Source organism: Gemmatimonadales bacterium, assembly GCA_036265815.1.
GTDB lineage: Bacteria > Gemmatimonadota > Gemmatimonadetes > Gemmatimonadales > GWC2-71-9 > CAVVWJ01.
In genome coordinates, this window is sequence record DATAOI010000047.1 from 59,089 (window position 1) to 67,806 (window position 8,718).

Consider the following 8,718-nt stretch of genomic DNA (forward strand, 5'->3'; position numbering starts at 1 on the left):
ATGCATGTGGCGGTGATCGGCAGCGGGTACGTGGGCCTGGTTGCGGGCGCCTGTCTGGCGGAGACCGGGAACGACGTGGTGTGCGTGGACAAGGACGCGGAGAAGATCGCGCGCCTGCAGCGCAACGAGATCCCCATCTACGAGCCTGGGCTGGAGCCAATGGTCCAGCGCAACCAGGCGGAGGGGCGCCTCACCTTCACCACCGACCTCGGCGCGGCGGTGAAGCCGGCGCGGGTGATCTTCATCGCCGTCGGCACCCCCCCGGGCGACGACGGCTCGGCCGACCTCCAGCATGTGCTCGGCGTAGCGCGGGAGATCGGCTGCAACATGAACGGACCCAAGGTCATCGTGACCAAGTCCACCGTGCCGGTCGGAACGGCGGAGAAGGTGCGCGCGGCGGTGCGCTCGGAGACCTCGCTGCCGTTCGCCGTCTGCTCCAACCCCGAGTTCCTCAAGGAAGGCGCCGCGATCGACGACTTCATGAAGCCTGACCGGGTGGTCATCGGAGTGGACGACGATGAGGCCAGGGAGCTCATGGCCGAGCTCTACGCGCCGTTCACCCGGCAGGGCGGGAATCGGGTCTTCTTCATGGACATCGCCTCGGCCGAGGTGACCAAGTACGCCGCCAATGCCATGCTGGCCACCCGGATCTCCTTCATGAACCAGATGGCCCGCTTCTGCGAGCTGGTGGGGGCCGACGTGCACAACGTGCGCCTGGGCATCGGATCGGACCAGCGGATCGGCCGGGCCTTTCTCTACCCCGGCCCGGGTTACGGCGGGTCCTGCTTTCCCAAGGACGTGAAGGCGATCATCCATACCGCCGACTCGATGGGCCTCTCCCTCGACGTGCTCAAGGCGGTCGAGGAGGTCAACGAGCAGCAGAAGCTGGTGGTATTGGAGAAGACGCTCAAGTACCTCGGCCGGGACCTCACCGGCAAGGTGCTCGGCGTCTGGGGACTGGCGTTCAAGGCCGAGACCGATGACATGCGGGAGAGCCCCACCATCCCGCTTATCGAAGGACTGCTCAAAGCCGGAGCGCGGGTCCAGGCCCACGACCCCAAGGCCACCGACTCGGCGCGGACCATCTTCGGCGACCGCCTGATGTACGCCGCCGATCCTTACAGTGCGGCCCATGGCGCCGACGCGCTGCTGGTCATGACCGAGTGGCTGGTGTATCGGAATCCCGATTTCGATCGGGTGCGCAAGCTGCTGCGCCGCCCGCTCCTCATCGATGGCCGGAACCTGTACGAGCCCGAGCGGATGACCGCGCTCGGATTCGAGTATCACGGGATCGGCCGGGGCGGGCGGTGACCCGGGTTCTGGTCACTGGAGCGGCCGGGTTCATCGGCTCACACCTGGTGGAGGCGCTGGTCCGCCGGGGTGACGACGTCATTGGGATCGACAACTTCGATCCGTTCTACCCCCGGCCGGCCAAGGAGCGGAATCTATCGGAGGTCGGGCATCACACCGGCTTCTGCTTCCACGAGCAGGACATGCTGGACGTGGACGCGGTACGGCGGGACCTCACCCCCGAGACGGTCCTGGTGCATCTCGCGGCCAAGGCCGGGGTGCGTCCCTCGCTCGCCGATCCGGTGGGCTACGCGCGGGCCAACCTGAGCGGCACTGCGGCGGTGATGGAGGCCGCGCGGCAGGCCGGCGTGTCCCGGATCGTCTACGGTTCGTCCTCCTCGGTGTACGGCGACGACACGCCGGTGCCGTTCCGGGAGGATGCGGTGGCGGTCCGGCCGGTCTCCCCCTACGCGGCCACCAAGCGGGCGGGTGAGCTGCTGCTGAGCTCGGTCGCGGGGATCTACGGCTTCCGAGTGGCCTCGCTGCGGTTCTTCACTGTGTACGGTCCGCGGCAGCGGCCCGATCTCGCCATCCACGCATTCACCAGGAAAATGGTGGAGGGCGAGACGATCACCCTGTTCGGCGACGGCACCCAGTCCCGCGATTACACCTATTGTGACGACATCGTGGCCGGTGTCATCGCCGCTGTCGACTGGACCGTGGCCGCGCCGGTCGGCGTGGAGCAGTTCAATCTGGGTGGCAACCGCTCGGTCCCGACCGAGGCGATGGTCACCGAGATCGCGGAAGCGCTCGGGATCACGCCCCGGATCGAGTGGGCGCCGATGCAGCCGGGCGATGTCCAGCGGACCGCGGCCGACCTGACCAAGTCCGGGGCCATCCTGGGCTACGCACCCCATACGACATTTCCCGAGGGGATCCGGCGATTCGTCGCCTGGTTCCGCAGAATCCATGGCCGGACAGACTGAGCGGCTGCTCGCGCGGGCGCGCGAACGCTTCGGACTGCAGGACTACTACGGCGCGCTCTATCTGCTCGAGGAGATCGTGGCCTCGGGCCGCGCTTTCGCCGACGTACACCACCTCGCCGGCGTCTCGCTCTCGCTGCTCGGCCGCCAGGAGGACGCGTTGGGAGAGTTCGCCCGCGCGCTGGAGCTCAACCCCCGCTACCTCGAGGCGCTGATCCATCAAGGCCTGGTGCTGAGCGAGCTGGGCCGGGACGCCGAGGCCGAGGAATCGTTCCGCCGCGCCGCCGCGAGCCTGGTGCCGCCGGCCGACGGGCTGCCGGCTCCGGTCGCGGCCCGGCTGGCCAATCAGCACGCCGAGCTGGCCGACGCGTACGCCGAGGCCGGCGCGCTGATGCGGGCCATCGAGCAGTACGAGCGCGCCCTGGAGCTGGGCCCGGACTATCACGACCTGCGCTATCGCATGGCCAGGCTGATGCTGGAGGCCAGCCGCCCGCTGGAGGCACGCGAGGCGCTGGAACAGGTGGTGAGCGCCCGGCCCAACTTCGTCGACGCGGAGGCGGCACTGGGGCTCGCCCACTACCTGTCGGGCGATGGCGCCGGGGCGCGCGAGGTATGGAAGTCGTGTCTCGCACGCCGGCCGGAGAACGCGAGAGTCGAGGCGTATCTGGCGATGTTGGGGCGGACCGGGCCGTGACCCGAGCTCTCCTGCTCGCGGCAGCCGCGCTCGCCGCGTGCTCCGGTGCGGGCGATCGCGAGCGGCTGGGTGATGAGGCCTACGGCCAGGCACGCTACGAGGAGGCATTGACAGACTATCGCGCCGTGCTGGGCAGCCATCCCGACGCGCGCCTGTGGGCCAAGACCGGCGCCGCGGCGCTTCACGCCGGCAATCTCCGCGAGGCGTCCGCCGCCTACCTCCGGCTCGCCGCCGCCGATCCGACCCGGACCGAAGAGGCGGCCGAAGGGCTCGAGACGGTGGCACGTGCGGCGGAGCACGCGGCCGATTCCGCATCCCTGGGTCCGGCGTTGGCCGGCCTTCGCACTGTCGCGCCGGACCGGATGACCGGTCACTACGCGGTGCTCCTGGCGGAGCGACCGGGGGCGGAGAGCGCCGAGCTCGCGGCGCTCCTGCCCGGCGCGATGGCGGCGGCCGGCGACCCGGCCACGGTGGACTCGTTGCTGACGCTGTACGCCGCGGCCCTCCAGGCGACCGCGGGATGCGGCCAGGCGTTGCTCCAGTTTCGCGCTATTCTCCGGCGCACCCAGGATGGCGGCGTTCGGGCGCGGGCCGGGGCCGGCGCGGCCAATTGCGGCTACATCCTCGGCCTCCGGGCCGAATCGGCCGGGCGGACCGAGGAGGCAGCGCTCTGGTTCGCCGAGGCGGCGCGGATGGACTCGTCCACGGTGACGGGACGCCGCTCGCTGCTGCACTACGGCGAGGCCCGTCTCACCCAGGGTGACACGCTGATGGCCGCGCTGGCTTTTCAGGCCGCGGCGCCCGCAGGGGGCGCGGATTCGATCGGCGAGGCCGCCACGGCACGTCTCCACGGACTGGGGATGACACGATCGCCGGGCGATTCGGCCCGGACGGATGGACGATGAGACGACGCTGGGGTTGGCTCGCTCCGTTGCTGCTCGCTGCCTCGCTGACGGGGTGTGGGAAGGGGCCCGCCGCGGCGCCGACGGTGACGCCGACCCCGGTCTCCCGGGTGTCGGAGTCCGCCAGCAGCGCGGAGCTCGATTCGCTCTGGACCAAGGCGAATCACGCATTCCGGCACGGCAAGTGGAATGATGCGGTCAAGCATCTCAGCCGCGCCATCCTGGAGTTCCCCCCGGGCGATCCGCGCATCGCGCAGGCGCACTTCTTTCTCGGCGAATGCCAGTTCGCGTTGGGCAGCAACCTCGAGGCGGCCCGCGAGTTCCGGAAGGTCTCGGATGACACCCCGGACGACCCGCTCGCTCCCGGGGCGCTGCTGCGGGTGGGGGACGCCTACGCCGATCTCTGGCGGCGGCCCGAGCTCGACCCCTCCTACGGGCAGACCGCGCTGTCCACCTACCAGGAGCTGCTCAACCGCTATCCCGGCGGCACGCCAGCCGACCGGGCACAGGCCCGGATCGCCGATCTGCAGGAGCGATTCGCCTACAAGGAATACAAGGCGGCGCTGTACTACATCCGGCTGAAGGCGTTCGACTCGGCCATCCTTTATCTCAAGGATCTGGTGGCCACCTATCCCCGGGCCAAGGTGGCGCCTGACGCGCTCATCCATCTGGTGCAGGCGTACCGGACCCTGGGATACAAGGAAGACGTGCAGGAGACCTGCGGGTACCTCCGCCGATTCCATCCGGGCACCGCGGGGATCCGGGTCGCCTGTCCCACTCAACCGGCAGAGGCATCCTGAGGGGATGATCGGTCTCCTCGGCGGATCCTTCGATCCGGTCCATCACGGACATCTGATCGTCGCCCAGGTCGCCGCGGAGGCGCTCGGTCTCGAGTGCCTTCGCCTGGTCCCCGCTCGGCAGCAACCGTTCAAGCAAGGCCGGCACTCGGCGCCGGCGGCCGACCGCGCCGCCATGCTGGCGTTGGCGGTGGCCGGGATGCCGGGCTTCGCCGTGGAGCGGGCGGAGCTCGACCGGCCAGGTCCGTCATATACGGTCGACACCCTGCGGACGCTCCGGGAGCGCGAGCCGGCGGCCGAGTTCACCCTGCTCCTGGGGGCGGACGCGGCGGCCGAGCTGCCAGCGTGGCATGAGGCGGAGGAGCTGCCGCGGCTGGCGCGGATCGTGGTGTTCGCCCGGCCGGGGTCCACCGTGCCGGGCGCGCCCTGGATCGCCCGGAGCGTCGAGGTTCCCGCTATCGATATCTCGGCCACCGAGATCCGGCGCCGGGTGCGGGAGGGCCGCTCGATCCGCTACTGGGTGCCGGATGCCGTCGCCGAGTACGTCACCGGTCACCGGTTATATTTGGACCAAGAATGATCAAGAGACTCATGACCGCGGTCTTCGGGACCCGCTTCGACCGCGAGCGCAAGCGGATCCAGCCCACCGTCGACGCGATTCACGCGCACGAGGAGCGGCTCAAGGACCTGAGCGAAGACGAGCTCAAGGCCCAGACCGTCCGCTTCCGCGAACGCCTGGCCGAGCGCACCGGGGCCATCAAGGCTGAGCTGGACGAGGTACGCGAGGCCAAGCATGCCTGCGCGGATCCGGTCGAGCGCGACACGCTGGAGCAGCGGTTTCATTCGCTGGAGGCGGGCTACAAGAAGGAGCTCGCGGCCGGACTGGCGGAGCTCCTGCCGGAGGCATTCGCGACCGTGCGCGAGGCGTGTCGCCGGCTCATGGGCACGCCCGTGTCGGTCACCGGCCACGAGCTGGCCTGGGACATGGTGCCTTACGACGTGCAGCTCATCGGCGGGGTGGTGCTGCACGAGGGGCGAATCGCGGAGATGGCCACCGGCGAGGGCAAGACCCTCGTGGCCACCCTGCCGCTCTACCTCAACGCCCTCACCGGACGCGGGGTCCACCTGGTCACGGTGAACAATTACCTGGCCCGGCGCGACTCCCAGTGGATGGGTCACGTCTTCAAGTATCTCGGGCTTACCGTGGCCTGCCTGGACGATACCGAGCCCTCCTCGCCCGAGCGCCGTGCCGCCTACCTGGCGGACATTACCTACGGCACCAACAACGAGTTCGGCTTCGACTACCTGCGCGACAACATGGTGTTCTCCCTCGACCAGCGGGTCCAGCGGGAGCACGCGTTCGCCATCATCGACGAGGTGGACTCGATCCTGATCGACGAGGCCCGCACGCCGCTGATCATATCGGGCCCGGTAGGGAACGAGACCGACGACAAGTACCAGCAGTCCAGCCGCCAGGTCGCCGAGCTGGTGCGGAAGCAGACCGGCGTGGTGAACACGCTGCTGGCGGACGCGGAGCGGCTGCTGCCGGACGAGAAGACCCGCCAGGACGCGGCGCTGAAGCTTTACCAGGCCCAGCTCGGCATGCCGAAGAACAAGCGGCTGCTCAAGATGCTGAACGAGACCGGGATCAAACAGCTGGTCCAGCGGATGGAGCTCGACGCCATCGCCGACCGCAAGCTGCCGATGAAGCAGCAGCGGATGCGCGATCTGGAGGACACGCTCTACTTCGTGCTGGACGAGAAGGGCCACTCGGTCCATCTGACCGACCGGGGCGCCGAGGCGATGTCGCCCAACGACCCGGAACTCTTCCTGGTGCCCGACATCTCGGAGGAGATCCATCGGATCGACAAGGACCCCGAGCTCTCCCCGCACGACCGGATCGAGCGCCGCCGCCAGGTGGAGTCCGACTACGCCCTCAAAAGCGAGAAGCTCCATATCATCCACAAGCTGCTCCAGGCCCACGTCCTGTATGAGAAGGAAGTGGACTACCTGGTGCAGGAGGGGCAGGTCCTGATCGTGGACGAGTTCACCGGCCGGATCATGACCGGGCGGCGCTGGGCCGACGGGTTGCACCAGGCGGTCGAGGCCAAGGAGGGTGTCCAGGTCAAAGGCGAGACCCAGACCTTCGCGACGATCACCATCCAGAACTACTTCCGGATGTACGACAAGCTGGCCGGCATGACCGGCACCGCCGAGACCGAGGAGACCGAGTTCTACTCGATCTACGGGCTGGAGGTGAGCGTCATCCCGACCCACCGTCCCATCTGCCGGCTCGACCAGCAGGACCGGATCTACAAGACCCGGAAGGAGAAGCACGACGCCATCATCGCGGAGATCGAGCGGCTCCACGGGCTGGAGTGGCCGATCCTGATCGGCACCGTCAACGTCGACATCTCGGAGACCCTCTCCCGCCAGCTCAAGCGGCGAGGGCTCAAGCACGAGGTCCTGAACGCGAAGTACCACCAGCGGGAGGCGGAGATCGTCGCGGGCGCGGGCCAGCGGGGCGCCATCACCATCGCCACCAACATGGCCGGCCGTGGCACCGACATCAAACTGGACAAGTCGCTCGATCTCACTCAGCCGGAGGCCGGGCTGCAGATCATCGGCACCGAGCGCCACGAGTCGCGCCGCATCGACCGCCAGCTCCGCGGCCGCTCCGGGCGCCAGGGAGATCCGGGGCAGTCGATCTTCTTCCTCTCCCTGGAAGACGACCTGATGCGCCTGTTCGGCTCCGACCGGATCGCGCGGTGGATGGACAAGAGCGGCGCGGAGGAGGGCGAGGTCATCACCGGCGGTCTGGTGACCCGCGCCATCGAGCAGGCGCAGAAGCGGGTCGAGCTGCAGAACTTCCAGCAGCGGAAGCGGCTGCTGGAGTACGACGACGTGATGAACCAGCAGCGCGAGGTGGTCTATTCGCTGCGGCTGTTCGCGCTGGAGCGGGGCGAGGAGCTCAAGGCCGAGGCTCGGCGGATGATCGAGGCCGCGCTCGAGCGTGCGGTGACGATGTTCCTGGTGGGGACCGAGCGGCCGGAGGAATACGATCGGGGCGGGCTCCGGGAGGCGTTGACGCTGCAGTACCTGGTGACCGTCGACGCTGTCACCGACGCGGAAGCGACGCCGTCGATCGACAAGATGGTCGCCGCGGTCAAGGCGGAGGGCGAGGAGTCATTCCGCCGGAAGATCGAGTATCTGGCGGATTTCGGGCGCAGCATCGGGATCCCGGACGTGGACAGCCAGGTGCTGTCGCAGGTGATGCTGGCGGTGCTCGACGAGCGGTGGAAGGACCACCTGTACGATCTGGACCAGCTCAGGAACGCGATTCAGTACCGGGCTTGGGGCCAGAAGGATCCGCTGGTGGAGTACAAGCGCGAGGCCTACGAGATGTTCGAGGACCTCATGCACGATATTCAGAGCACGTTCACCGAGCGGTTCCTCAAGATCCAGGTGAGCGCGGAGCGGCCGGAGCCGCCCCCGCGGCCGGCCCCGCCACCGCCGACCGCCGTGAGTCATGCCGCCGCCCCGACCAGCGGCGCGGACGATCTGTTCATGGGACCGCCGCCAAGGGCTGCGTCGGCGGCGCCCCCATCGCGAAGTATGGCCCCGGCGGTCAGCAGCTCGCTCGGTCCCGTGGGCCGCGCCACGGCCGCGGTGCCAGAGGTCGGGCGAAACGATCCGTGTCCCTGCGGGTCGGGGAAGAAGTACAAGAAGTGCCATGGGGTGGGGCGGTAGCCGACCACTCTTCCGCCGCGCTGTAGCTGCCTGCCAGGCGCACCAGAAGCAGTTGACCCGGACATTCCTCTGGCTCGCCCCGTCATTCCTCCGTAGCTTTCATCATCTCTACTCAAGTCGGCGCTATGCCGGAACGGCTGGCCCAGGTCACCACTGCATTGCAGGGGGGCTACGCGCTGGAGCGCGAGCTGGGTCGGGGCGGGATGGCGACGGTCTACCTGGCTGAGGACCTCAAGCTCCAGCGTCGCGTCGCACTCAAGGTGCTCCGCCCCGATCTCGCGGCGGTCCTGGGGAAAGAACGC

7 protein-coding genes are annotated in these 8,718 nt (G+C 68.8%); all 7 read left to right on the forward strand.

Annotated features, from left to right (window positions below; translation table 11 throughout):
- Genes VHR41_09965 through secA form a run of 7 tightly spaced genes read left to right on the forward strand, consistent with a single transcriptional unit; the run spans nucleotide 1 to nucleotide 8,416 of the window.
- Nucleotides 1–1,311, forward strand: a complete 1,311-nt coding sequence (locus tag VHR41_09965) for a UDP-glucose/GDP-mannose dehydrogenase family protein (GenBank protein ID HEX3234510.1) — start codon at nucleotides 1–3, stop codon at nucleotides 1,309–1,311.
- Entirely contained in the window at nucleotides 1,308–2,276 is a 969-nt protein-coding gene (locus VHR41_09970; GenBank protein HEX3234511.1) for an NAD-dependent epimerase/dehydratase family protein, read from the forward strand. The genes VHR41_09965 and VHR41_09970 overlap by 4 nt, the downstream gene beginning before the upstream one ends.
- Nucleotides 2,260–2,967 carry a tetratricopeptide repeat protein gene (locus VHR41_09975; GenBank protein ID HEX3234512.1) on the forward strand — a complete coding sequence of 236 codons (708 nt, stop codon included), beginning with the start codon at nucleotides 2,260–2,262 and terminating at the stop codon, nucleotides 2,965–2,967. Before VHR41_09970 ends, VHR41_09975 begins: the two co-directional genes overlap by 17 nt.
- The gene (locus VHR41_09980; protein HEX3234513.1) at nucleotides 2,964–3,872 is read left to right on the forward strand and encodes a hypothetical protein; all 909 of its coding nucleotides are present in this window, start codon (nucleotides 2,964–2,966) and stop codon (nucleotides 3,870–3,872) included. Before VHR41_09975 ends, VHR41_09980 begins: the two co-directional genes overlap by 4 nt.
- Nucleotides 3,869–4,669 (forward strand): outer membrane protein assembly factor BamD, encoded by an 801-nt coding sequence (bamD, locus tag VHR41_09985; protein HEX3234514.1) that lies wholly within the window; start codon nucleotides 3,869–3,871, stop codon nucleotides 4,667–4,669. Before VHR41_09980 ends, bamD begins: the two co-directional genes overlap by 4 nt.
- 4 nt (nucleotides 4,670–4,673) lie before the next feature.
- Nucleotides 4,674–5,246 (forward strand): nicotinate-nucleotide adenylyltransferase, encoded by a 573-nt coding sequence (nadD, locus tag VHR41_09990; GenBank protein HEX3234515.1) that lies wholly within the window; start codon nucleotides 4,674–4,676, stop codon nucleotides 5,244–5,246.
- On the forward strand, nucleotides 5,243–8,416 hold the full coding sequence (gene secA, locus VHR41_09995; GenBank protein HEX3234516.1) for a preprotein translocase subunit SecA: 3,174 nt from the start codon (nucleotides 5,243–5,245) through the stop codon (nucleotides 8,414–8,416). Before nadD ends, secA begins: the two co-directional genes overlap by 4 nt.
- The last annotated feature ends 302 nt before the right edge of the window (nucleotides 8,417–8,718 follow it).